General features: G+C 60.7%; 18 protein-coding genes and 3 pseudogenes. 9 read left to right on the top strand and 12 right to left on the bottom strand.

Going from position 1 to position 23,373, the window contains the following annotated elements; genetic code table 11:
* The first annotated feature begins 14 nt into the window (after nucleotides 1–14).
* Both V1294_RS13140 and V1294_RS13135 read left to right on the top strand, forming a co-directional pair.
* Nucleotides 15–326, top strand: a complete 312-nt coding sequence (locus tag V1294_RS13140; RefSeq protein WP_334497593.1) for an H-NS histone family protein — start codon at nucleotides 15–17, stop codon at nucleotides 324–326.
* Between the two features lie 598 nt (nucleotides 327–924).
* Nucleotides 925–1,713 (top strand): nitroreductase family protein, encoded by a 789-nt coding sequence (locus V1294_RS13135; protein WP_334497591.1) that lies wholly within the window; start codon nucleotides 925–927, stop codon nucleotides 1,711–1,713.
* 30 nt (nucleotides 1,714–1,743) lie between these two features.
* On the opposite strand, the gene V1294_RS13130 is transcribed toward V1294_RS13135, so the two are convergent.
* On the bottom strand, nucleotides 1,744–2,805 hold the full coding sequence (locus V1294_RS13130) for a YeiH family protein (protein ID WP_334497589.1): 1,062 nt from the start codon (nucleotides 2,803–2,805) through the stop codon (nucleotides 1,744–1,746).
* A gap of 85 nt (nucleotides 2,806–2,890) precedes the next feature.
* On the opposite strand from V1294_RS13130, the gene V1294_RS13125 reads away from it, so the two are divergent.
* Entirely contained in the window at nucleotides 2,891–3,799 is a 909-nt protein-coding gene (locus V1294_RS13125; protein ID WP_334497587.1) for a LysR family transcriptional regulator, read from the top strand.
* On the opposite strand, the gene V1294_RS13120 is transcribed toward V1294_RS13125, so the two are convergent.
* From V1294_RS13120 to V1294_RS13110, 3 genes are all read right to left on the bottom strand, one after another.
* Complete coding sequence (locus V1294_RS13120) at nucleotides 3,796–4,014, bottom strand: hypothetical protein (RefSeq protein ID WP_334483421.1); 219 nt, start codon at nucleotides 4,012–4,014, stop codon at nucleotides 3,796–3,798. The genes V1294_RS13125 and V1294_RS13120 overlap by 4 nt on opposite strands.
* Nucleotides 4,015–4,296: 282 nt before the next feature.
* Nucleotides 4,297–5,064: an SDR family oxidoreductase gene (locus tag V1294_RS13115; RefSeq protein WP_334483424.1), complete on the bottom strand. Its 768-nt coding sequence runs from the start codon at nucleotides 5,062–5,064 to the stop codon at nucleotides 4,297–4,299.
* A gap of 293 nt (nucleotides 5,065–5,357) precedes the next feature.
* Nucleotides 5,358–5,642 (bottom strand): hypothetical protein, encoded by a 285-nt coding sequence (locus tag V1294_RS13110; RefSeq protein WP_334497585.1) that lies wholly within the window; start codon nucleotides 5,640–5,642, stop codon nucleotides 5,358–5,360.
* Nucleotides 5,643–6,268: 626 nt separating this feature from the next.
* On the opposite strand from V1294_RS13110, the gene V1294_RS13105 reads away from it, so the two are divergent.
* A complete protein-coding gene (locus V1294_RS13105) occupies nucleotides 6,269–7,114 on the top strand; it encodes a mannosyltransferase family protein (RefSeq protein ID WP_334497583.1) in 846 nt (281 codons plus the stop codon).
* Between the two features lie 801 nt (nucleotides 7,115–7,915).
* Nucleotides 7,916–10,372, top strand: a complete 2,457-nt coding sequence (locus V1294_RS13100) for a hypothetical protein (protein WP_334497581.1) — start codon at nucleotides 7,916–7,918, stop codon at nucleotides 10,370–10,372.
* 291 nt (nucleotides 10,373–10,663) lie between these two features.
* Here V1294_RS13100 and V1294_RS13095 read toward each other — a convergent pair whose 3' ends face one another.
* Both V1294_RS13095 and V1294_RS13090 read right to left on the bottom strand, forming a co-directional pair.
* Nucleotides 10,664–10,972, bottom strand: coding sequence for an ATP-dependent Clp protease adaptor ClpS (locus V1294_RS13095; protein WP_442895441.1), 309 nt, complete (start codon nucleotides 10,970–10,972; stop codon nucleotides 10,664–10,666).
* A 42-nt stretch (nucleotides 10,973–11,014) separates the two neighbouring features.
* Nucleotides 11,015–12,262 (bottom strand): annotated as a pseudogene (locus V1294_RS13090) (serine hydrolase); the annotation flags it as partial.
* 448 nt (nucleotides 12,263–12,710) lie between these two features.
* Here V1294_RS13090 and V1294_RS13085 point away from each other — a divergent pair.
* On the top strand, nucleotides 12,711–12,929 hold the full coding sequence (locus tag V1294_RS13085) for a hypothetical protein (RefSeq protein ID WP_138836405.1): 219 nt from the start codon (nucleotides 12,711–12,713) through the stop codon (nucleotides 12,927–12,929).
* 1,162 nt (nucleotides 12,930–14,091) lie between these two features.
* Here V1294_RS13085 and V1294_RS13080 read toward each other — a convergent pair.
* Entirely contained in the window at nucleotides 14,092–14,553 is a 462-nt protein-coding gene (locus V1294_RS13080; protein WP_334504623.1) for a group II intron maturase-specific domain-containing protein, read from the bottom strand.
* Nucleotides 14,554–14,574: 21 nt separating this feature from the next.
* Nucleotides 14,575–15,243, bottom strand: a pseudogene (gene ltrA, locus V1294_RS13075) (group II intron reverse transcriptase/maturase); the annotation flags it as partial.
* Between the two features lie 824 nt (nucleotides 15,244–16,067).
* Here ltrA and V1294_RS13070 point away from each other — a divergent pair.
* The 3 genes from V1294_RS13070 (at nucleotide 16,068) to V1294_RS13060 (ending at nucleotide 17,846) form a co-directional block, all read left to right on the top strand.
* Complete coding sequence (locus tag V1294_RS13070) at nucleotides 16,068–16,907, top strand: tyrosine-type recombinase/integrase (protein ID WP_334497574.1); 840 nt, start codon at nucleotides 16,068–16,070, stop codon at nucleotides 16,905–16,907.
* Between the two features lie 287 nt (nucleotides 16,908–17,194).
* Nucleotides 17,195–17,476: an AbrB/MazE/SpoVT family DNA-binding domain-containing protein gene (locus V1294_RS13065; protein WP_334497572.1), complete on the top strand. Its 282-nt coding sequence runs from the start codon at nucleotides 17,195–17,197 to the stop codon at nucleotides 17,474–17,476.
* Nucleotides 17,457–17,846, top strand: coding sequence for a type II toxin-antitoxin system VapC family toxin (locus V1294_RS13060; RefSeq protein ID WP_334497570.1), 390 nt, complete (start codon nucleotides 17,457–17,459; stop codon nucleotides 17,844–17,846). Before V1294_RS13065 ends, V1294_RS13060 begins: the two co-directional genes overlap by 20 nt.
* A 396-nt stretch (nucleotides 17,847–18,242) precedes the next feature.
* Here the strand turns inward: V1294_RS13060 and V1294_RS13055 are convergent.
* The 4 genes and pseudogenes from V1294_RS13055 to V1294_RS13040 form a co-directional block, all read right to left on the bottom strand.
* Nucleotides 18,243–20,151: pseudogene (locus V1294_RS13055) on the bottom strand (ABC transporter ATP-binding protein).
* A gap of 23 nt (nucleotides 20,152–20,174) precedes the next feature.
* Nucleotides 20,175–21,101 (bottom strand): 2-hydroxyacid dehydrogenase, encoded by a 927-nt coding sequence (locus tag V1294_RS13050; protein WP_334497568.1) that lies wholly within the window; start codon nucleotides 21,099–21,101, stop codon nucleotides 20,175–20,177.
* Nucleotides 21,102–21,125: 24 nt separating this feature from the next.
* Entirely contained in the window at nucleotides 21,126–22,454 is a 1,329-nt protein-coding gene (locus V1294_RS13045; protein ID WP_334497566.1) for an NAD(P)/FAD-dependent oxidoreductase, read from the bottom strand.
* A gap of 43 nt (nucleotides 22,455–22,497) precedes the next feature.
* The gene (locus V1294_RS13040; protein WP_247836555.1) at nucleotides 22,498–23,373 is read right to left on the bottom strand and encodes an ABC transporter permease; all 876 of its coding nucleotides are present in this window, start codon (nucleotides 23,371–23,373) and stop codon (nucleotides 22,498–22,500) included.

Below are 23,373 nucleotides of genomic sequence, written 5' to 3'. Positions count from 1 at the left end.
TTGCTGGGGTCGACATGAAAGACAACAAACTAAAGCAAATGTCGCTCGACGACCTCTGGGATCTGCACGAAAGAATCGGCGCGATCCTGAGTGACAAGATTGAGAGTGAGAAGAAGAAACTTGAACAGCAGCTCGATCAACTAGCCCGCAGGGTTGCGGAATTATCGCCGCCAGGTCCCGAGCGCCGACCGTACCCGAAGGTAGAGGCGAAGTATCGAAACCCGGACAACCCGTCAGAGACGTGGTCGGGGCGAGGCAAAGCCCCGCGCTGGCTAGCCAAACTGATTGCGGCTGGAAGGAAGCTCGATGAGTTCAGGATCCAATAGCTGCTGCCGCCGGCGATCCAAGACTTGCCGATCAGCAAGACTTGTCGATCAGTAAGGTTGACTGGTTAGGTTAAGTCGCGAGTTCAGTTGCAGCGTCCTCGAGCTGGGCTATTGATTGAGTGCCGGACAATTTCCCCCAAGCGTCCGGGCCCACACCGGCGAAGCCGCCAGGCGAATATACTCCGCTTGGCGGCTTCGTTCTTTGGATCGCCAGTGCGCCACACGTGGATGAAAATAAACTACTTGATCGCTGTCGCGATCGGCATGGCCGGCTGGCTATTTCTCATCGTCTGGATCGTGAGGCAGCTTATCTGATGGGTTTGGATCATCGCCGACTTGCAGATTGCGCGGCAACGCATAGCCGCCGGCATCTTCTCCCCGGAAACGGTACAACCTTTTCAATCATTCGGCTCCGAAGCGCCACAAAAGGCAAACGAATAATTCGTGTCTCGTCTTGACGCCGATCCGGCGTGCCACTCCTCGCAGCCTTGCTTATCTCGCTCGGACCTGACGTAAATGTGCAGCGCCCCAGGAGACCTCAAAGATGTCCAATTCGAGAACCCCGTTTGTCGATCGCTTCGGTCCTGACGCTGCGGACGTGGAATTCGGCGGCGACGCCCCGTCTCTCCTTAGCCAGTTGGCCGCTCGCGGCTCGGTACGAAAATTCCGGCCCGACACCGTTCCGTACCTGGCCTTGCGGCGGCTATGTGCCCTGGCGCTATGCGCGCCGACCAAAAGCGATCTCCAGCAGCGCGACATCATCATCATCGACGCGCCGTCCCTGAAATCCCGGATCGGTGCGCTGCTGGCAGACGGACCGCTGGGCCAGAAATGGCTCGCCAACGTCCCTAACCTTCTCATCTTCTGCGGCAACAATCGAAGGCAGCGTCGAATCCACACGTTGCGCGACAGACATTTCGCCAACGACCACCTCGATGCCTTCTTCAATGCCGCGGTCGATGCGGCAATAGCCCTGTCCGCGTTCGTGATCGCGGCCGAGGCCGAAGGCCTGGGGGTCTGTCCGATCAGCGCGATCCGCATTCACTCGGACGCGCTGTCACAGCTCCTGAAACTTCCCGACCATGTTTTCCCGGTAGCGGGCCTCGCCGTCGGATATCCTGCCGAAGCGCCGCAGCTCAGCATGCGGCTTCCACTGTCCGTGACGGTGCATCACAACACATTTCTGGAAGAGGGGCTCGATGACGCCATCGAGGCATATGATCGGCGGCGCGAGGCGGCCCAGCCTTATGCGGCTCAACGCTATGTCAGAGAGTTCGGCGTAGCCGAAACCTATGGCTGGTCGGAGGATAAAGCGCGCCAATATGCGCACCCCGAGCGCGCGGACTTCGGCGCCTATGTGAGGCGCATCGGCTTCAGGCTGGACTGATCGGTTCGAACGCGGCCACCCAGCGCGGCATTAGTTGAACAGATGAATCAAGCCGAGGCTGATCGCAAGCAGAAGCATCAGCGACAGCGTCACGGCCGCCGTCACCCTGCCGCCGACGGTGGCGAGGACGCGAACGTCGACGCCGAGGCCGAGTGCCGCCATCGACACGACCGTGAGAAAGCCGGTGATCGCCGTCAGCGGACCGATCACTGTTGCGGGTACGATATCGAGCGAGCGCAGAACGGAGAGCGCGAGAAAGCCGAGGATGAACCAGGGCACCAGCCGGAAGAAGCCGACCGCAGCCTTGCCGCGCATGCCACCATGCAGGCGCGGGGCGAGCAGCGAAAGTCCCACCACGATCGGCCCCAGCATCAATACGCGCATCAATTTTACCAGCGTGCCGATCTGCGTGCTCACGAGCCCCGCCGGCACGGTTGCGGCGAGCACTTGCGGGACGGCGTAGACCGTGAGGCCGGCGAGAATTCCGTATTGCGTCGCGGACAATTGCAAAAGCGGAATGAGCAGCGGCAGCCCCAGCACCATCATCACGCCGAGTATCGCGGTGAAGGAGATCGAGGATGCGATTTCGTCGCCATCGGCTCCGATGACCGGCGCGACCGCTGCAATCGCCGAATTGCCGCAGATGGAGTTGCCGCAGGCGATCAGGATCGAGAGCCGCGTCGACAGGCCGAGCATACGGCCGACGCCGAAGCTGAGGCCCAGGGTCACAATCACAGTCGCGGCTATCGCGCCGAGCAAGGCAATGCCGGACGCCGCGATCGCGGCAAAGCTGATGGAGGCGCCGAGCAGCATCACGGCCACCTCGAGCAGCTGCTTGGCGCTGAAGGCGATGCCGGCCTGCCAGCGCTCGGGCGGATTCCAGAAACTGCGCACGGCCATGCCGAGCAGGATCGCCAGTACCAGCGCCTCCACATAGGGGTGCGCAAACAAACTCCGTTCCGCGGCTTCGAGGGCGGCCGAGACGCCGGCGACGACGATGCAAAGGAGAACGCCGGGAATGAGCGCTGCAAGACGGCTGACGCTGTTGGCCGGCCCATTTCCTGGGGCGGAAAATTCCTCGTCCTGCGGCACTAATTTCTCCCGGGGAGAAAAATCTATGCGCCAGAACGGGATAGTCGGGTAATATATTTTCGATCTGGCCCGATAAAGGGAAGTTATGTCCTTAAACCTGCATTTGCTGCGCCTGTTCACGACGGTGGTGAGAACCGGGAGTTTCTCGCGCGCAGCCGACGCCCTCCATATCAGCCAGCCGGCGATCTCGAAGGGGGTGCGGGATTTCGAGCTTCAGGTCGGCTGTCGCCTGCTCGACCGGACCCCAAAGGGCGTGCGGCCGACGCGGGAGGGAAAGGCGCTGGTGCGGCATGCGGAGGCGCTGTTTGCGGCCGAGCGCGCAGCCGAGGACGAATTATTGTCGCTGCGCAATCTCGACAGCGGATCGCTGCGCATCGGCGCATCCACCACGATCGCGACCTACATGATATCGGACTATCTCGGAACGTTTCACCGAAAATATCCCGGGATCGACCTGCATCTCATTATCGCGAATACCAGGGACATCGCCGATCTCATGCTGGCGCATGATATCGAAATCGCGCTGGTCGAAGGTCCGGTCGAAGATGACGAGCTCGAGAGCCATGCCTGGCGCACCGACGTGATGAGCCTGATCGTCGATGCGCGGCACCGCTTCGCGGCGGCCGAGCGCGCCATCGACGGCGCGGCGCTTTGCGATGAAGTCCTGATTGTGCGAGAGCCCGGTTCCGGATCGCGCGAGGTGGTGTCGCAGGCGCTGGCTGCCGAGGGCATTGAACCCAGGCGCACGCTGGAGATCGGCAGCACCGAGGCGATCAAGCAGGCGGTAGCCGCCGGCCTCGGCGTCGCCATCGTCTCCAGCGCCACGATTTCCGATCAGGTCACGCTTGGCAGGCTCAAGGTCGTGCCGATGCGCGACCTGCAGATCGAGCGCACGCTGTGGCAATTGAAGGTACCCGGGCGAATAGAAATCCCTGCGGCGACCGCGTTCGAGCGGATGATCTGGCAGGACAAGCGCGTTGCGGAGATGGCTTAGAAAATCGCGGCCTTGACGAGCGCCGCAACGCGGCTGAAATCGTCAAAGACGCCCGGCTCGAAGAAGACGGCGCGGGCGATCACGATGGCCCCAACCAGCGACCAGAACAGACCGGTGCCGGCCCACAACAGATATTTGGACGCGCGCGAACGCGGCCCAGCTTCCCCTCCGGGCACCAGGCGCTCGCCAAACGGCTCGTATCTCAAGCGTTCCATTGCGCGACCAATCTCTTGATTTGCAAGGCAAATGTCGTCGTTTCCAGCCGATGGGGCAATGGAAGCGATTTGCTTTTTCAAACCATGGAATGGAAGCGTATTCCCGCCTGGACCGGTTGCGGAACGGCTTTCTTCTTTGCCGGCCTCGCCGCAGGTTCGGCGACTACGAAATCCAGGCAATCAGTGCAAATCTCGTGATGGTCGAAACGCTTCACGTCTCCGCTCGGCGCCGGCGGTCCGGCGGCTGCGCGGGCGACAATCTCAGGCGTTGGAAAGCCGGGGTTACAGGCAGGTCGTGATGCCGCCGTCGACGTAAAGCGTATGCCCGTTGACGAAGGATGAGGCATCGCCTGACAGGAAGACGGCGGCGCCGATCAGTTCGTCCACATTGCCCCAGCGGGACGCTGGCGTCCGCTTTTCGAGCCATGCCGAAAAGGTCGGATCGTCCACCAGCGCCTGATTCAGGGGAGTCTTGAAGTAGCCCGGTGCGATCGCATTGATCTGCAGGCCGTGCTTCGCCCAATCGGCGCACATGCCGCGGGTCAAATTCTTGATCGCTCCCTTGGTCGCGGTGTAGGGCGCAATACCGGGACGAGCCAACTCGCTCTGAACCGACGCGATGTTGATGATCTTACCCTTGCCGCGCGGGATCATGTGGCGCGCGACGGCCTGGCCGACGTAAAAGGCGCTTGAAACATTGGTCCTGAGCAATTGCTCCCACTTCTCGACCGGAAAATCCTCCAGCGGCGCGCGGAACTGCATCCCGGCGTTGTTGACGAGAATATCGATCGCCCCCACCGTCCGTTCGATCGTAGCAATGCCTTCGCAAACGTCCTCCGCGGCCGTCACGTCGAATCCCGCCACCGCAACCTTGTGCCCGGCAGCGGTCAAGCTCGCGGCGGCAGCCTCAAGCTTGTTGCGCTCGCGTCCATTGAGCACGACGGAGGCTCCATGCTCGGCGAGCCCTCGCGCAATAGCGAACCCGATTCCCTGGGAAGATCCTGTGACGAGCGCTCGTTTGCCGGCCAGGTCGAACAGTTCAAATGCCACGGCGGGACCTTCTCCATACATGCGGGATGGCATTAGCGTCCAAGCATCGCCTTGGCAATCGAAGCGCGCAGCCAAATGCTCCGCGCTCGCCCTGCCGCGCCCAATCCAGGACACGACGGAACGCCGCCACGGCATCCCGCACATTGCTAAGTTGCTGATTTCTAACGAGGCTTGGTGGGCGCACCAGGGCTCGAACCTGGGACCCACTGATTTAAGAGGCGTATCATTTCGTTGCGAAATTCAGGCGATATCCCCACGGATCACCGGTTCGTGGTTCGCCCGCAAAAAACCGCTCAGGAGACTGGATTTTTTCGAAGGGCGTTCTGAATATCCATCTGCAGCCTTTGGCTGAAAATCCTGCAGCCCGGCGGCGTCGTCGTTCGTCCCCCGTACCGCAACGTTCCCAAGGACAGGCTTGACGATCCCAGCGGGATTGCCGGCGGCGTATAGCTGACACCCTCTGCACATGGAAGGGCGAGTGTAATCGCGTCGGGGCGGATGTAGCGAACCTTCAGATCGGTTTCTGCCAGGAGCAGGTTGAGTGCGGCATCGGCGGTGAACGTTCCTTCGACGGCCAACGGCAGAGTTGCTCTCGTAGAGCACTTGAATGCCGGTCGCCTGCCCGTAGGCCTGCAAAGCGCCGGCGAGCGGTTGGCGCGGGATACTGAATGCGATCCGTTCAGCCGCTTTGGCGACCTGGCGATCCTCTGCCTCGGCGGCGTAGATGCCAGCCGTCAGCAATGCCGCATATGCCACCACAAGGAATTTTCGATTTCTCCGGTCATTGCTCGATCCGATCGCGCTTCCATATCGCGCCAAACGCCGTCCCAGACGTAGAAACACTGCGACGCGACCATCACTCGGGCAAGAAACTGAACGGGCTCCGCTTGCCTTAGCGACATATGATGCAATTGCCTGCATAGCGCTGCTTTTATCGGCCAATACCCGTACCAATGCTCGTCTGGCCCGCCCGATCGATAGCCGGCGACTTTTCGTCGACATGCCTAGATCGTTGCCGGCAGTGGTACAAGCGACAGCGTCCTTTATATCGTTTATGTGACAGCTATCTCATCGCGTGCGCCGACTTGCCTGGTCGAGGCCGATACCCCCGGGGGCAATTGATCTTGGGCTCTTACCGAGCGACAGTATGGAATGGAGATGCGCTATCCGACTTGGAAAAGATCCTTCTTGGCTTCCCTATTGCATGGCCATCCTCATATTTCTTTGTTCGCGGGTGGTGGTGGTCGCACTCGGACTGGTATTCTCTCAAAAATATTTGTCCTCCGGGCCCGATGTCTGGTCTGCGGGACCGCTCTGGTACCACCAATTGCTGCAATGGGATTCGGAATGGTATTTCAAGATCGTCACAGGTGGCTATCAGTATAACGGCGATCCGACTGTTCAACAGAACATCGTATTTTACCCGCTGTATCCGATGCTCGCACGGGGCCTGGCGACGATTAGCGGTCTCACGCCTGCGGATGCATTGCTGTTGGTATCGAACGTCGCGGGATTGCTCGCAATCGTCGCCCTTTTCAAGCTGGTTCGCGAGGAATTTAGTGATCAACTGGCTCTCGCCACAACCGCGCTGCTCAGCTTTTTTCCCGCTTCGGTCTTGCTATCGGCCGGGTATACCGAGCCCTTGGCACTGCTGCTAATCGTCTCGTTTTTTCTTGTTTTGAAACGAAAATACTACTTGTCGGCAGCACTGCTTGCAGGCTTGGCAGTCTCTACTCGATCGACGGGCATTGTCCTATTGCCTGTCCTTCTTTGGGAGATGTGGACCCATCGCGATCAGACAAAGTTCCTTCTTGCCCTCCTGCCATGCGTCCTTCTTGCGACGTCGGGCATCTGGCTATTCATGATCTACCTCTGGAGCGCTTTCGGAACTCCGTTTGCTTTTGCGGATGGGCAGGCGGCTTTCCATCAAGGAACGACGCTAGCGACAAGATTGATTGCGGCACTAAAGCTTGAGCCGTTCACACGAATGATACTCATTGGAATCCTTGGGGACAAGCGAGCTGGTTTACACTATTGTTCATTATCCTGATTGTTTTGGGCTCGTCTCGACTGCGCGCAAGCTGGACGCTGTTCGCCATGGCTGTCCTGTTGCTGCCATATCTAACACTCAGCGGGCCAGCAGGCTTCGTCTCAATGAGTCGATTTAATCTCGTTTCATTTCCCCTGTTTGTGACGTTGGCTGGCTTAGGATTGCGAGCAAAGTGGCTGTTGGCAGGAGTGATAGGGCTCTTCGACGCGTCCTTGTTCATGAACACCGCTTTGTTTGCTCGTAGAATTTGGATTGGTTGATCGCTACAAATACTCGCGATCACATGCTTGAACAGCGACCCCAGTTTCACACTGCGTGTCCACCATAGATTTTTCAGATCGAATGTTCGCTTCGGGTCAATCGCGTCGTTTTGACGGTCGGCCAGCCACTTCCGGACCACCCCGATCTGCGGGCATTCGCAGGGTACGTCGGCACGTCAAACGTGCCATAAGCCGGCCGAAATATCCGTGTGGCTGACCGAGAGTCGCGCAGATATGCTTATAAGGAAGTCGAAGCGGCAATCACAGATCCACGACCCACCAATCTCGCATGGTTTGCTTGATGCGCTCGAGCTCCTCTGACGGTATAATGCTCATGTGACAGATGGTGTTGCGTCTGACGGTGGAACCCACTCCTGCAGGCCCGGGTAGCCGCCCGCTACAATCGGAGCCTGAATATGAACTTAGTCTGTGCGGGCGTATCAACGAGTTAGTAGGAAGTTATCCGGCGATCGCGTGAAGCGCGAGTGGTCAAAGCGCACCCAATAGAGCCCCATCAGGGCTCCACCAAGAGGGCAGCGTATTGCAATCCATATCCAAGATTCCCGGTCGCTATTATCTGGCAATCTTTGTGCTGGCGTTTGCGACGCTTTCTTACCAGATCCTGATAACGCGCTTCTTCAGCGTTATGCTCCATTATCATTTCGCATTCGCGGCCATTTCACTTGCCATGCTGGGGCTCACCCGCGGAGCGATGCAGGTCTACGGCAAGCCTGCCCGTTATGCCGCCGAACGGGTCGGAATCGAATTCGCCCGCCACGCGTCATGGTTCGCACTCAGCAGCGTTGGCGCAATGATCGTCTTCCTGTGCGTGCCGCTCGTCGTATCTGCAGATGTGCCTCTCGCTCTGGCCCTGGCGACCATCGCCTTCGTGGCTCCGTTCACGGAAGGCGGGGTTTGCATCACGCTGTTGCTCACGCGCTTGCCCTATCGCGGCGGGTGGCTCTATGCGGCCGATCTCCTGGGCGCCGCAGTTGGATGTCTCGGGGTGATCTTCATTCTGCTGGTGATTGACCCCGTAAGCGCCACGCTATGGATCGGAGCCTCTGCTGCCGGCGTTGGCTGGATCGTCGTGCGAACCAGCGATGACGTCCGTAGTGTGCGTTTGAGCGGGGCTGTCGCGCTAACGCTGGCCGTCGCAGCCACCGTGCACTCCGGCCTTGACCTGACCGGTCGAAGCCATCTCGGTGTGTTCTGGGCCAAGGGCGCTGAGCAGACCGGCACGCTGTTCGAACGCTGGAATACCTATTCGCGGGTAAGGGTGCGCGAATTGGCCGAGAAGGTCCCGATTGGCTGGGGTCTGGTCCGCACTCCTGATACCCGGGTCGACCAACACCACCTCGACATCGATGCCGATGCAGGCACGGTCATCACCAGGTATGATGGCGACATCGGAAAGCTCGCCTACCTGAAGGATGATGTCATCAATGCAGCCTACCTCGTGCAGCCGGCGGCCGACGTCGCTGTCGTTGGCGTCGGCGGCGGTCGCGACATCCTTTCCGGCCTGCTCTTCGGCGCCAGCCGGCTTCGCGCAATTGAGATCAACCCGGCGATCTTCGAAGTGCTCACCGAAAAATTCGCCGATTTCTCCGGCCATCTCGATCGCCAGCCCGGCGTATCCTTGGTCAATGCCGAAGCGCGAAGCTACATCAACCACTCGTCCGAGCGGTACGACCTGGTGCAGATTTCGCTCATCGACACCTGGGCGGCGACGGTGGCCGGTGGCCTGACGCTCACCGAAAATCGTCTCTATACCGTGGAGGCGTGGGATGATTTTTACCGGGCGCTCAAGCCTGGCGGGCTGTTGTCGGTATCACGCTGGTACGGTCCCGAGAAGCACCGTGGCGAGCTATACAGGCTGATCGCGATTGCCGCGAGCGCGCTGCAGCGCGAGGGAGTTTCGGCCGGAGAACTGCGGCATCACGTCGTCGCGGTCAACGTCGGCAACATCGTGACGGTGATTACCCGGCCTGACGCGTTCAGCGACGCAGAATGGCAAGGCGCGCGCGAGAGACTTCAGGCGCAGGGCTTCAAGATATTGTTGGGGCCGGACTTCACCTTCGATGCCGTCACCTCGACATTGCTGTCCGACAAGGCAGATCAGGCTTTCTTCGATTCGCTGCCGGAAAACATCGCTGCTTCGACGGACGACAATCCGTTCTTCTTCTATACGTCGCGCTTCAGCGATTTCGTGAGCATCCATAGTTGGGACATCATGAGCAACAATGTCGCGATCGGCATCACCGGCTTGCTCATCATCGTAGCGCTTTGTGCTTGCGGATATTACATCGTGCTGCCCCTCCTCCGTCTTGCGACGCGGATGCCAATGGCGACACTGACGCCACCCGTGGCCTATTTCAGCGCGATCGGGATGGGCTTCATGCTAATCGAGATATCGCAGATGCAGCGCCTGATGGTCTTTCTCGGACATCCCGTTTACGGGCTGAGCGTCGTGCTATTCACAATTCTTCTCTTTAGCGGGATTGGCAGCGCCACGGTCGGTGCGGATACTTCCTCCCGATCGCGCGTCACCGTCTTCAGGATTGCCGCCCTCCTCACCACGCTCGTGCTGGGAGGGTTGCTGACGCCCCTGGCCACCACCTGGGCGCGGGCGCTATCAACCGACATGCGTATTCTGGTGTCGGTTCTGCTGCTGGCTCCTCCTGCATTCTGCATGGGGATGATGTTTCCGCTCGGTCTCGGTGTCTGGCGCCGTCATCGTGAACTGCTGCCGTTCTTCTGGAGCACCAGCGGAATTACGTCGATGCTGGCGTCGGTGCTGGGCATGGCCTTGTCGATCCAGTTCGGCATCGCCAAGACCTATGCGCTGGGGGTGTGCTCTTATGCGGTCTGCGCCATCGTGATCATTGCAAGCCGCTGGGTGCAGTCGATCGACATGTCAGCCGAGAAGGGCCCCGTTAGCCCCGAGGCTTGTATCGCAGGAAAGGAAGGCGCCACGATTCGGCGGCCACATCAGTAAAGGGAAGTCCGAATACCGCATCTTCGGCCAGACAAGACGGCAGTGGGGAAATGGCGATCGCACCCACTGCAGGTGCGAATGGTGATCGCAAGCGCAACATGCGGCGCAGGACGGCTTTGGGTCAAATTCGGAGGTCTGGGCACGCAACTCGGCAGTCCGCTCTATCCTCAAGAACAAACATTATTCAGCCGGGCCTATCAGGCCCGAAAAGTGCCAACAGCAGAAGTGATGCTTACCGTCGTAGAACCAAGCCGCTGGCAGTGTAGCAGCCTATATCGGAGCTTGCGAAAACTAACAGGCGGACGTGATTCGCTCGCGCACGCATTGCAGTGGATGCTTATGCTGGCATGCCAGGTCAAGTACTTCTGTCACCTTCGCGTCAGCGACGTGGTGGGGATAGATACCGCACGCACCGACACCCTCATTATGGATCTCAAGCATGATCCGAGTGGCGGTCTCGCGGTCCTTACCAAATACCCACTCCAATACGTAAGCCACGAACTCCATCGGAGTGTAGTTGTCATTCAGGAGCCGTACTTCGCTCAATAGTCCCGAGGCTAGGTCCGAGATGCTGTGACGTTCGGCTTCTTTCGTCTCCATCCGTTTCGGCGCGGCGTGGTCGCCATTCTGGTGTAGTACAAGTCCATCCACCGCGCCCTCAGGATTACGCTTAAACGTCATGCTGATTCCAGCGACCCTGGCGAAAAACTCGTTGGGCGCGGACGGGAAAATGGGGATCGCATCTTGTCCGATCGCCTGGGTATAAAGCCTGTCGTTCATCCGGAACACCTTCAGCGGGAAATTGTCGGCAAGCTTGTAGATTCCCACATATTCATCAAGCGAAGCACTGGGCAGAACAGTCGCCTTATTTGCAGGCGCAAGCGGCGCATTCGCGTCGAGCGTGGCGAAACCCAGATCATCAGGGTCCGCGGACGTGTTAGTGAGGATGATAACGCCTCGTTCCCGATTAGCTGTGAAACCGAGAAAGCTTCTGTACCCACCAGTCCCGCCGTTGTGCCAGACGATCCCTTTATCGGTCGTCACCCAGGCCAGGCCGACGCGTATAGTTTTTGCCATGTCGCTGCGCGGCCGTTGCGCGAAGTTCATCGCGGCGGCCAATGGCGACTGACCGATGCCCATGTTGGCCTTCAGATAGCGCAGCATGTCATTAGCCGTGGATCGGAGGGCGCCCGCGCCTGCTAATGCGTCGAGGTCCCAGTTCTTCGCCGCTTTGCCTGTGTCGTCGTGACCGGGAGCGAGATGGGCGCGCATTGCGTCGGTGAACGCCGTACCGCTCATCGTCATGCCGAGCGGCTTCAGAATTTCGTCGTTGGTTAGGGTGCCATAGGTCGTGGGCACAAATTGCGCAAGCGCGTGGCCCAGGAGCCCGAACCCCAGATTGGAGTATTCGTAGGAGGCCCCAGGATCGCGCGGCAGTTGGTATCCCGCAAGAAACACCTTCAGCTTCGCCTCATCGTAGTCGGCATAGGGATTGGCTGGGTCCTTGGGCGTGAAGTTCGACGGCATCCGCGGCAAGCCGGAGTGATGCGTGGCAAGATCGCCGAGCGTAATTTCGTTGTCACCGCCGGACGGGATTTTGAAGTCCGCCAGAAGTTGCGCCACCGGCGTGTCGAGCATCAAGCGTCCTGAGAGTACTGCCTGTGCCAAGAGTGTGGCTGTGAAGGTCTTTGTTATCGAACCAATTTCATAAACCGTCTCGCCATCGGGCGCCTTGCCATCATGGAGCTTGCCGAAGGCCACAACCTCGCTCTTGTCACCATCCACGACGCCGAACACCAGCGTCGGGTAGGCGCCCGCCGCAATCCGTTCCTGCGCGGCCTTTTCGACGCGATCGGGTAGAGGTCCTGCGTTCGCCGACGTGCTCGTCATGAAGCATAATCCAAAAAACATACCGCGATCCGGCAATGAAGGCACGCGCCATAGAGAAAAACAAGTTTCATGGCTGATGAATATAGCGAAGAAAAACGAGTCATAATGTCATGCACGTCCGAAGCTGCCCGCTCATTGTTCCGGCGAGGAAGAACTACCAGATGCAAAAAGCTGGCGCTGTCGCAGAGCGACTAGTCTATGTCGCTTTGGAGCGCATCCTGGCCTTAGCGCCGTGCTTTTTGTGCTCAAACGGGGCATGTCGCTTTTGGTCAAAAGCGTCGTTCTAGTCGCCGCTAGTCGCTTCCGGTCTGCTCCGATTGACGGACGATCGGGGGCCCGCCCATGGGCAATCGCGTGAGGTTGATCCCTGGGGCGGTCCAATCGCGTACCGCCCAATTTTCATGTGTGCTACCTAGTTCGGTAGCAAGATGGTCAGGAGAAGCCGATCATGACTGACGATCAGGTCAATCTCGTCGTTCAGCACCTTTGCGAGCAATTGCACTTGGCGCTCCGATTGAAGGACAGCGAGGCACATCCACCAAACGCCAAGGATATTGGATTTGATCCTGCCTCTGTAAGAACTGTATTGCTGACCGGGTTGCGTTCGGCGGGTGTCACGATCCACCACGAGGCAGCCGGGGCGAGCGAAGAGCCGCCGTGGTCCTAAACGCAAAACGCGGGACAGAAGCGCCGCGCCAATGTCTCAGTTGGGTCATTCGTCTCGGTTCGGCCGGACCACGGCGACTTCCGGTCTACCCCGGTGAACGGACATTCTCTGGATAGGCGGCCATGTCTCATTGTGCCAGAAGCCGACGAGTCCAGACAAATGCAGTAGCTGCTACTGTTTTTCCGGCAGCCCTGCCCTGCGAAGAGCGTCTGTCAGCACGGTCGCTCGAAAGCCTGTACGGCACCTTTGAGGCGCGTCGCCAAGGCATGTGAACTCGTTCATAGCCATTTGCGTCATCCGGTACATAACGTAGGCGCGGAGGGCACACGCTATGACCCAACCTGCGAAACGCTACCCACATGGCTGACGATTGACGTGCTGGTGATCGCCATATCGCTGGCGATTATCGGGATCGGGATCGGGATAGGGATTGCTCCCTAGCCACGGGCCTGAACCGCCCGAACGCTAAAACAACGTATCCGGCTTACAACCGCGTCAAGGATCGGTTCTGACAGCGGCGCCAACAGCTACCACCAAAATTGGTGCATCCAAACTGCTGGCTTTCCAAACGGTTCAGTTTTCATAACATCGCAAACCAGAGGAGCTCTCTTGTGTGCGCGCTCCGGCGAGAAAACCGCGTTGGCTCAATCCAGCCCCCTGTACCGCAGCCAAGGGCATGCAAGAATTGCCTGGCGCAACGCTCCTCGGGAACGATGTGGATGTGACCTGGAAGCGGAACGGCGGTGAACATGCGTGATCGTTTTTACGGATTAGTCGAGTGTTTGATATATAAAGCACCAAACGCCGCTGCCCGGGTTGCATCGGCTGCGAACAGACCGCTGCCAAACGCGACGGGCGGCCAAAAAACGCCTCGATGGGCACAGGGCTTTCCGATGTGGACATTTCTCAAAATCAATCCTCGCGCTGGCAGAAATTCGCGACGGTACCCAAGGAAATTTTCGCGCGCGAGGTGCAGGGCAAAACCCACAGCTGCCGCCGCCTGGTGTCGATCAGTCAGAGCTGCTCCCGAAAGCGGACATCGGCAGCGCCGGCGGGCATACCGGCTTTGTGCCACAGATCGGGATAGGGGGAAGCCTCGCGGCTCCACCCCTCCCACACCACCGTACGTACGGCTCCGTATACGGCGGTTCGAGAAGTTACGCTAACGCGCTTCGATCAAGGTCGGGAGACCGAGCGATTTGAAGTAGGCATTGGAGAGCCCGATAGAGAGGGCTTTACTCCGGGCGAGATGCCAGGTGCCACGGCCGCTGCCGGCCGTATTGCGCAACTCCCCCGCGACTCCCAGCGCGATGAGTGCCGCTCGGCAACGCCGTGGTGTTTTCCACTGACGCCATAGAGCGGCCCGCAGTCGCAACCGGACCCAGCGAGTGAGAGCGATCAGTACCTCGGGCGTTTCGCAGAAGCCGAAATAGCCGCGCCAGCCCCGCATATACGTGGCCAACTCTTCCATTGTCGTCTTGATGCTGACGCCCTTGGCCCTTCGCGTGATCTCCCGGATTCGCCGCTTGAACCGTTCCAGAGATTTCGGCGCGATCGTACGCTTGATCTCCGGACCAGCCGAGAAGCTGAACCCGAGGAACTTCCGTTCCTGCGGTCGTGCCACCGCACTCTTTGCCTCGTTTACCTTGAGCTTGAGCTTTCGTGTGATGAAGCGCGTGATGCTTTCCATCACCCGCTGACCCGCGCGTTCGCTGCAAACGTAGATGTTGCAGTCGTCCGCATAACGAACGAAGCGGTGTCCCCGGTACTCCAGCTCGCGGTCGAGTTCGTCGAGCACGAGGTTACTGAGCAGTGGCGAAAGCGGTCCTCCTTGCGGAGTCCCTTCCACGCTCGGGCTGACCAGTCCGTTCTCCATCACCCCGGCATTGAGGAATGCCCGGATGAGCTTCAGCAACCGCTTGTCCTCGACGCGTTTGGCGATCTGGCCCATCAGTTTGTCATGATTGACTCAATCGAAGAACTTTTCCAAATCGAGATCAATCACCCAGCTGTAGCCTGCAGCGATATATTGCTGCGCTTGAGCCACGGCGTGATGTGCCGATCGGCGCGGTCGGAACCCATAGCTGTGTTGGGAGAACGTAGGGTTCCACCGCTTTTGCAGCACCTGCATCACCGCTTGCTGGACAAAGCGGTCCAGCACGGTAGGGATGCCAAGCTTTCGCACCCCTCCTCCATCCGGCTTCGGGATGTCCACCCGCCTCACCGGTTTCGGTTCGTAGGTCCCGATCAGCAGTTTCTCCCGAATAGCCGGCCAGTGCTGCTTCAGATAATCGCCGAATTGGTCGACAGTCATCCTGTCGACGCCCGCACTACCTTTGTTGCTCTTCACCTGCCGCAATGCTTCCTTCAGGTTTGCTCGCTCACATACTTCCTCCATGATTCGATACGTGTTGGCTGGGCGTTCGGGCTCATTCACCACCGAAAGCGATTCGATGTCTTCCCATCCCGCCTGCCGGGCTTCACCCGTCGACGCCGATGAGAAGTCCAATCTCAACTGGATGTTCAGCCGCTTGTCGCTTTCGAGATTCATGTCCTACTTGCCTCTCCTCTCGTTCGGGCCTTCAGCCATCGTTTCCGGTTCGGCCTATCTGTTGACTCCACCTTTCGGCGACGGAGTGCCTCACTAGCCTTGCCGACAGCATGGCCTAATACGCCCTCTGCTGACTTCTGCCCTGCGATCAGACCGCCTCACGGCGCTCTCAGTCGTCGAAACGACACAGAGCAGATCTCCTGGGGTAAGCTCAGTCGCCTTCCGTGCACCGTCGCCGGGTCTACGCTTCGCATCCTTGATGGATATGGACTTCGCGGTAAGTCGCCCGCTCGTCCGACGCTCGCGCCTTGTACCCGATGTTTGTCCATCGACTCGCACGTTTGCTGTACGCTTCCTTCAGACCTCGCCTCGCGACGATAGCCCTTGCGTTGTCGCTAACCCTTCACCTCCATCAGGTTGGGTAGAGGACTTTCACCTCCAAGCTACTGAGCATGCCCAGCACACGACTAAACCGCTCGCGCGGTAGGGAACGACGGCTGGCAGCGGAGCCCAGACGATAGCGCAATAGGGCGTCCTGCCTTGAGATTGAGGGGTTTCGACAACCTCACTCAAGGCAGGAGCTCCCAATGATCGACGAGGCGATGAGCCCGTTGCGCCGACGCATGATCGAAGACATGACGATCCGCAAGTTAGCGCCGAAGACCCAACATGACCACGTGCAAAGGATCAAAAACTTCGCTGTATTTCTCGGGCGATCGCCCGATACGGCGACCTTCGAGGACGTGCGCCGCTACCAGCTGCATCTGGCAGCGAGCGGCGTTGGCGTGCCGACGCTCAATCAGACCGTCTCGACCCTGCGGTTCTTCTTCCGGGTCACGCTCAGGCGCCACGAGAGCGTCGAGCATACCCATGTCATTCACGAGCCGCGCAAGCTGCCGGTGGTGCTCAGCGTCGAGGAGGTGGCAAGGCTGCTCGATGCCGCGCCGGGGCTGAAGTACAAGGCGGCGCTGAGCGTGGCCTATGGCGCCGGCCTGCGCGCCACCGAAGTCGTCTCGCTCAAGGTCTGCGACATCGACAGCAAGCGCATGATCATCCGCGTCGAACAGGGCAAGGGCGGCAAGGACCGGAATGTCATGCTGTCGCCAAGCCTGCTCGATCTGCTGCGGAACTGGTGGAAGGCGGCGCGTCCGCAGGGCTGGCTGTTCCCCGGCCGCGATCCGGCCCAGCCGATGACCACGCGCCAACTCAATCGCGCCTGCCACGCCGCGGCCCAAATGGCGGAGATCCACAAGCGCGTCTCGCTGCACACCTTGCGGCACAGCTTTGCCACCCACCTGCTCGAGCAGAACATCGACGTCCGCGTCATCCAGGTGCTGCTCGGCCATACTAAACTGGAGAGCACCGTCCGTTATCTCGGGATCGAGGTAGACGATGCTCTACAAATTGCCGAGCAAATCGAGCTCTAGCCCTCGAACCCAGCCAGGCCACGGCGAGCGTCTTCTCTCGGCGCACCCTGACGATGTTCGCCGCCGGCTTCCACCGGCAACTGGGTGCCGCTTCCGTGCAGTACCGGTCGCAGCGATGCCTCCAGCTTCCAGATCGGCGTGTCCGGTCGCCCATTGACCGCCGAGAGGTCGATCAGTGGGTGGGTCGAACACCGCCTGCATTGCACATCGAGGTCCCGACATAGATAGACCTTGCCATTCGGCCCAAGCCACACTATCTTACTTTTGTCTTACCGGATGAAGCCGCCATGTCCGCCAAGCAGAAACTGACCACCACCGTCTCGACCAAGGGCCAGGTGATATTGCCCAAGGCGATCCGGGAACAGCGCCACTGGCCTGCCGGAACGGAACTGATGGTGGAGGATACCCCCGAGGGCGTATTGCTGAAAGCGAAACCCGCCTTTGCGCCCACCCGGCCGAAAGACGTATTCGGCTCCCTACCCTACAAGGGGCCGGCAAAGTCGACCGCGGATATGGAGGCAGGGATCGCCGCCGAGGCGAAACGGCGGCATGCTCGCAATCGATACTAATCTCATCGTCCGCTATCTCGTGGGCGACGATCCCGGACAGGCTGCCCGGGCGCGCAGGCTGATCGACAACAATGACGTCTTCGTCTGCACCACAGTCCTGCTAGAGACCGAGTGGGTGCTGCGGAGCGTCTATGGATTTTCCGCTGCCCAGTGCGCCAAGGCCCTCTCCGATTTCGCGGGGCTGCCGCGCGCGAGTCTGGAAGATGCTACCGCCGCGGCGAAGGCGTTGGGCTGGATGCGGCAGGGCATGGACTTTGCGGATGGCCTGCATCTCGCCAAGGCGGAAGGCTGTGATGCATTTATCAGCTTTGATATGAATTTCGCCAAAGCCGCTAACGCCCTCGGCGGCATCAAGGTGCGGGCGCCCTGACACCGGGCGCGCAGAGCGTACCTAAGATTATAGGGGCGTACCTGACTGAGGCCGGAAGCCAACAACTGAGGACACCCGCCGGGGACACTACAACATCAACCGGCAGCTTGGCTTCCAGCTGACCCGACGCGCGATGTTTCAACACCAAATTCCGAATGGCCGAAATAATTGGCTTTGAAGCGAATGCCGAAAGCCACACGATATCGCTTGTTGGCACTTAGCTTACGTAAACGCATTGGCGTCCGTCCGCTTTGCGCCAAAAGCTCTCATTAGAGATCGGCCGCGCCAGTTCCACTCGCCGAACAAAGTCAACACGCTCTCGAGACATCGACCGCCTGACCGCGGCGTCAGCCCCCGCTGCCCGCGTTGTCGACGATCACGATGACATCCTGCTGATCAGCAACCTGGCCATTCTTCGCCCCAGAGCTGCACGACGTGGCCGGGCGTGACCTCGCGGTACTGGCGGACCGGCGGTTGGTAATCGGGGGCGCGCACGGGACTCATGATTTCGTCGTTCGATACGCCGCGCTTCTCGGCGCGGCGCGCAGGATCGGGGATCGGTACAGCCGCCATGAGCTTCTTGGTATAGGGATGCTGCGGATTGCCAAAGACCGCCGCGCGGGGACCGATCTCGACAATTTCGCCGAGATACATCACTGCGACGCGATGGCTCATCCGCTCGACGACCGCGATGTCATGGGAGATGAAGAGATAGGCAAGGCCCATGCTCGCCTGAAGGTCGAGCATCAGATTGACCACCTGTGCCTTGACCGAGACGTCGAGAGCCGAGACCGCCTCGTCGGCAATGATCAGCTTGGGCCCGAGCGCAAGCGCGCGGGCGATGCAGATGCGCTGGCGTTGACCGCCGGAGAACTCGTGCGGAAAGCGCGACGCCATGTCTGCCGTCAGCCCGACACGAACCAGCAGATCGGCAACCTTGTCGCGCGCTTGCGAAGAGGAAGCGAGCCCGTGGGCATAGAGCGGCGCGGCGATCGCCGAGCCGACCGACATGCGCGGATTGAGGCTCGCGAACGGATCCTGGAAGACGATCTGCATGCGCTTGCGCAACTCGCGCAGGGCACGAGTACCCATACCGAGAACATCCGCGCCATCGACCAGAATGGCGCCGCTGTCCGGCTTGATCAGCTTGAGAATGGATCGGCCTGTTGTCGACTTGCCGCAACCCGATTCGCCGACCAGCGCCAACGTTTCCCCGGCGTGCAGGCTGAAAGATATGTTCTCCACCGCATGGACGCGGCCCGAGACCTTGCCGAACAGGCCGGAACGGATCGCAAAGCGCGTGGTCAGGTTAGTGACGTCGAGCACCGGTCGTTCGGCGGTGGCGACCGTATCGGGCGTCTCCGTCGGTTCGTCCGACTTTCCTGTCACCTTGTCGACAATCGGAAATCGCACCGGCCGCGCCCGCCCCTCCATGGAGCCGAGACGCGGCACGGCTGAGAGAAGCGCACGAGTATAGGGATGCGAAGGCGCGGCGAATATCCGTGCGGTGCTGTCGGTTTCGACCGCCTGTCCGTCATACATGACCACGGTTCGGTCCGCGATCTCGGCAACGACTCCCATGTCGTGTGTGATGAAGAGGATCGACATATCCTCTTCCTCCTGCAGAACCTTGAGGAGCTCCAGGACCTGCGCCTGGATCGTGACGTCGAGCGCGGTCGTCGGCTCGTCGGCGATGAGCAGCTTCGGCCTGCAGGCCAGCGCCATGGCGATCATCACACGCTGGCGCATGCCGCCGGAGAAGCGATGAGGATGTTCGTGGAAACGCGACTTCGCCGCCGGGATGCGGACTCTCTCGAGCAGTCGAATGGTCTCAGCCTCGGCCGCTGCGCGCGACATGCCCCGATGGTAGATCAGCGCCTCGGCGATCTGGAAGCCGATGGTCAGCACCGGGTTGAGGCTGGTCATCGGCTCCTGGAAGATCATGGCCACTTCGTTGCCACGCACATCTTCCATCGTCCGGTCGGGCAGCGTCAGGAGGGTCGCGGCCCGCGAGCTTGATGCTGCCCTGAATGCGGCCGCTCTCTTGCGGAATGAGCCGCATGATGGAGAGAGCGGTCACGCTCTTGCCCGAGCCTGACTCACCGACGATCGCCACCGTCTCCTTTGCGGCAACGTCGAACGACACGTTGCGGACGACGGGGATCCATTGCCCCTCGCGCATGAACGACGTGGTCAGACCCGAGATCGACAGGACCGAGGTTGGCGCTTCTCCGAACGAACTCGCTGCCCGGGGCGGCTTCGCGCCGGTGGCGAGTTGGTCAGGTACGCTTGGGCCAATACTCATCCTGAAGCTTTCAAAGCACGGTTTCAGTAGCCGCGTTCACGATCGACACGACCCGGCAAGGTTTCGCCGCGGCGGTGCCGACCGATGGTGTCGAGTACGAATTCGACCGCCGTTTCCGGCGTCGTCATGCTTGCGATATGTGGCGTGAGGAGGATGCGCGGATGGCTCCAGAACGGATGACCTGCAGGCAACGGCTCCTGTTCGGCGACATCGAGAACGGCGGCTGACAACAGGCCGCGCTCCAGTGCCTCGATCAGGTCGGCCTCGACCAGGTGCCCGCCCCGGCCGACATTGACGAGTTGAGCACCACGCGGCAGTACCTCGAACAGACTTGAATTCAGGATGCCGCGAGTCTCATCGGTCAGCGGCAGCAAGCAGACAAGGATGTCGGTCTGCGCGAGGAACTCCGGCAATGCCTGCCTGCCCCCGTAACAGCTGACATCCTGAATGGTGCGCGGCGAACGGTTCCAACCCGCAAGCGGGAAGCCGAATGCTTTGAGCCGCTCAAGCACCGCCTGTCCGAGCAAGCCGAGGCCCATGACGCCAACGCGCCGTTTCGCGGCTTGCGTGATTCGGATCTCGCGCCAGGTCTGCTCCCGCTGCTGGGCGATGAAGTGCAGGAGATCACGGTGCAGCGCGAGCACGGCCATGGTGACATATTCAACCATGCTCTCCGCGATGCCAGGCTCCAGCATACGGATCAGCGGAACGTGGGGCGGGAGCTGCGAGAAATCGAATTGATCGACACCTGCTCCGACCGAGAAGACGAGCTCGAGATTGCGGAAGGTCACTGCGATGTTCTCCGGCGGCGTCCACACCGCCAGGTAGCGTACCTGCGCGGGGTCGCCGATATCGGGCCAAAGCCGGAACGGCAGGTCGGGGGCCCGCGCCGCAAAAAAGCGAGCCCATTCCATGCCGCGGGTCGCGTTTGCCTTGTAGAGGAATGTCATGCGAGCTGCCCCGATCCAACACCGCTAGAACAGGGTGACCGGCGCAAGTGGCCGGCCGTCGATCAGGCGCAAATGGCTGTACGCCGCCGGGTCGACCAGCGGTGCATCACCCGTCACGATGTCGGCGGCGAGCTTGCCGGCCGCCGGCCCAATGCCGAATCCATGACCGCTGAAGCCGGTCGCGAGAAAAAAGCCCGGCAGGGTATCGACGGAAGAAATCACCGGAATGGTGTCGGGCGTGGTGTCGATGGTGCCTCCCCAGGCCTCCGCGACTTCGATGCCCTTCAACTCGGGATTTGACTCGATCAGCGCGACGAGCGCCGAATTGACCAGCGACATGTCCGGCGCGGGATCGCGCACGCGCTCAGCCTCGAACGGCGAAGGCTTATCGAGGCTCCAGTTCGTGCCTCGCATGATCTGATCGAAAAACGACTTTCCGAACGACAGTTTCAGCCCCTTCCGGCGGTGCTTGTAGGTCGGCCAGAAGCTCCGGGCATAGCGAAACAGATCCGGCGACAATTCCACCGTGCCACGGTTTCGCAGCGCGAGCGTGAAGCCGCCATCGAGGCGGCGGCGGATGCAATAGAAGTCGGTGCCGAGAGCGCCCATCGTGATTTCCGGCGCCGGTGTGGTGCGGCATGCGGTTGCGTTGACGAGGCCGATCGGCAGCTCGATGCCGTGGCGCCGGCAGAACAGCGACGACCACGCACCTCCCGCAAGCAGCACGGACTGCGCGCGGATGGTCCCCTTCTCGGTGACGACCGCACTCACCTGTCCGCCCTGGGTCTCGAGTCCGCGCGCGGCGCAGCCTTGATGAATGGTCACGCCGTGCTTGCGCGCGGCGGCCGCGAGCGCTGGCACGGCCATGGAAGGCTCGGCGCGCCCGTCACTCGGCGTGTGCAAACCGCCGACCCAGGTATCGGCATTGCCGGGCATGCGCTCGGCGACCTCGGCGGGCGACAAGACCGTCGAATGAACCTGTTGCTCGCGCGCGATCTCGGCCCATTTCTCCCATGCGGCCAGCTCCTCCGGGTTCTTGGTCAGGAACAAGACGCCGGTACGCCGAAAGCCGGCATCGACGCCGGCGTCGTTCTGCATGTCCTCCCACAGCCGCAGCGCCTCGCGGGCAAGCGGGATCTCGGCGCGCGCGCGGCCCTGCTGGCGGCACCAGCCCCAGTTGCGGCTCGACTGCTCCGCGCCGACATGCCCCTTCTCGATCAGCGCGACGGAGTGTCCTTTCTTCGCCAGATGATAGGCCGCAGAGACGCCGATGACCCCACCGCCGATGACGACAACATCGGCTTGCGCCGGCAAGCGCTCGTCGCTTGTTATACGGCTGAGTGGCGGGGACATGAGACTCTCCTGACGATAAAGTTGACCGAAGCCCGTTGGCGCTTCATGGGATGTTCATGCGCGGATCGAGCGCGTCGCGCAGTCCGTCGCCGAGAAAGTTGAAGCTGGTCACGGCAAGCGTGATGGCAATGCCCGGCGCAATCGCGAGCCAAGGCGCACTGGTCAGGTAGATTTGGGCATTGTTGAGCATGTTGCCCCAGCTCGCGGCCGGCGGTTGAATGCCGAAGCCGAGGTAGCTGACATAGGATTCGAGCAGGATCGCCTTGGCGACGTTGAGCGTGGCCGCAACTACGATAGGCGCCATCGCATTGGGCACGAGTTCACGGAACATGATCCGCAGATTCGACGAACCGAAGGCGACGGCGGCGATCGCGAACTCGCGCTCGCGAAGCGAACGGACCTGCGCTTCCACAACGCGGGCGACGCTCATCCACGCAGTGGCAGCGATCAGCAAGGTGGTGGTTGTCAGGCCCGGCTCGGTGAGCGCCGCGAGCGCCAGCAGCAGAAAGATCGCCGGGAAGCACAACACGGCATCGACAAGCCGCATCAGCACCGCGCCAAGGATGCCGCCGTAGAAGCCCGCGAAAGCGCCGACGAGGATGCCGACCGCCATGGCGATGGTCATGGCGACGATGCCGATGGAGAGCGACACGCGCCCTCCCATCATCAACCGTGCCAGCACGTCGCGGCCGAGCTCGTCGGTGCCAAGTATGTGAGCGCCCGACAACGGCGGAGCGAACCGCTTCATGATATCGATAAAGGTGTCGTCGAATGGCAAAAGATAAGGGCCGAACGCCGCGCCCAGGACAAGGACGACGATCGTCACAGCACCCGCCAAAGCGAGCCGGTGACGGCGGAAGCGCTGCCAGGCGGCTTGAGCGGGAGCAAGTTGGACGGTCTGCAAGGCCGCGGTACTCAT

Origin of the sequence: Bradyrhizobium sp. AZCC 1678, from assembly GCF_036924765.1 — a bacterium.
GTDB classification, from domain to species: Bacteria; Pseudomonadota; Alphaproteobacteria; order Rhizobiales; family Xanthobacteraceae; genus Bradyrhizobium; species Bradyrhizobium algeriense.
Note: the sequence above shows the minus strand (reverse complement) of the source record. Positions and strands in the feature narration are given on the sequence as shown.

Excerpts from the sequence above, each read along its gene's own strand:
- V1294_RS13140 (WP_334497593.1), top strand. The coding sequence starts at position 15 with ATGAAAGACAACAAACTAAAGCAAATGTCGCTCGACGACCTCTGGGAT.
- V1294_RS13105 (WP_334497583.1), top strand. The coding sequence starts at position 6,269 with ATGGCCATCCTCATATTTCTTTGTTCGCGGGTGGTGGTGGTCGCACTC.
- V1294_RS13125 (WP_334497587.1), top strand. The coding sequence starts at position 2,891 with ATGTCCTTAAACCTGCATTTGCTGCGCCTGTTCACGACGGTGGTGAGA.
- V1294_RS13050 (WP_334497568.1), bottom strand. The coding sequence starts at position 21,101 with ATGACATTCCTCTACAAGGCAAACGCGACCCGCGGCATGGAATGGGCT.
- V1294_RS13045 (WP_334497566.1), bottom strand. The coding sequence starts at position 22,454 with ATGTCCCCGCCACTCAGCCGTATAACAAGCGACGAGCGCTTGCCGGCG.
- V1294_RS13060 (WP_334497570.1), top strand. The coding sequence starts at position 17,457 with ATGCTCGCAATCGATACTAATCTCATCGTCCGCTATCTCGTGGGCGAC.
- V1294_RS13040 (WP_247836555.1), bottom strand. The coding sequence starts at position 23,373 with ATGAGTACCGCGGCCTTGCAGACCGTCCAACTTGCTCCCGCTCAAGCC.
- V1294_RS13120 (WP_334483421.1), bottom strand. The coding sequence starts at position 4,014 with ATGGAACGCTTGAGATACGAGCCGTTTGGCGAGCGCCTGGTGCCCGGA.
- V1294_RS13070 (WP_334497574.1), top strand. The coding sequence starts at position 16,068 with ATGATCGACGAGGCGATGAGCCCGTTGCGCCGACGCATGATCGAAGAC.
- V1294_RS13085 (WP_138836405.1), top strand. The coding sequence starts at position 12,711 with ATGACTGACGATCAGGTCAATCTCGTCGTTCAGCACCTTTGCGAGCAA.
- V1294_RS13065 (WP_334497572.1), top strand. The coding sequence starts at position 17,195 with ATGTCCGCCAAGCAGAAACTGACCACCACCGTCTCGACCAAGGGCCAG.
- V1294_RS13095 (WP_442895441.1), bottom strand. The coding sequence starts at position 10,972 with ATGGAGACGAAAGAAGCCGAACGTCACAGCATCTCGGACCTAGCCTCG.